The organism is Mesorhizobium sp. WSM4976, from assembly GCF_029625685.1.
Classification (GTDB): Bacteria; Pseudomonadota; Alphaproteobacteria; order Rhizobiales; family Rhizobiaceae; genus Mesorhizobium.
On record NZ_JARTVT010000107.1, the window covers coordinates 1 to 712 of the forward strand.

1 protein-coding gene is annotated in these 712 nt (G+C 56.6%); it reads right to left on the bottom strand.

Annotated features, from left to right (window positions below; genetic code table 11):
- The coding region (locus P9272_RS35935) for a hypothetical protein (RefSeq protein WP_278164960.1) at nucleotides 1–226 on the bottom strand (226 nt) is incomplete at its 3' end.
- Between the last annotated feature and the right edge of the window lie 486 nt (nucleotides 227–712).

A 712-nucleotide genomic window follows, 5' to 3' on the forward strand; every position in this document is an offset into this window, starting at 1 on the left:
GCACCTTCGCGGCGAATTGAAGAGTGAACAGGAGCCGATCCTGGTCATCTGTTACGTTCATGATCCAGGGCGTCATGTGCTCCCAGAACGAGTGTTTGCTGTCGTTTATCATCTCGCCTGCGGCTCGCACGGCTTCCAGCCGCGCAGCATCGAGATCGGGGAGATCGACGCCTTCGTCGTCGGGATTGAAGGTGCCGTTGTCGACGTGGAAATAGTAGAGGGGCATGCTGCTCTGGCCTCCGTGACCAGCAGGAGAACTCATGGGAAGCGACTTTGTTTCGCGTCTTTACGACCAAGACAGTCCACTTGGGAACCTCCGCGGGACCTCGCCGCTGGGCGGCTTCTAAAGGGTCTCACCAGAAACCCTTGTCCCGAATTGGAACGAAGTCACGTCTCCGTCATTAAGCGTTCATGGTCGAACCTCCCGGGGTGTAGCCAGATCAAGAAAGCCCGTCGCTGACGCTCATTAGCTGCGAGGGGCTTTTTCTTTTCACGATGTACGCTGTATAATTCCTAGCTGCGCGGGGAATGGTTTTCGCCCCCGTTCATGTGAGGGAATGATGGCGAATTCACACCTGACGGCGCTGGATGCCGACATCTTACGGTCTGCCTTCTTGAAAGAAGTCCACGAAAGCAAAGCCCCGGAGAGTCAATGGCGGGAGATGGCTGCGCAGCTGGTACGGTCATACACCGGCCAGAGAGATGTTGATCC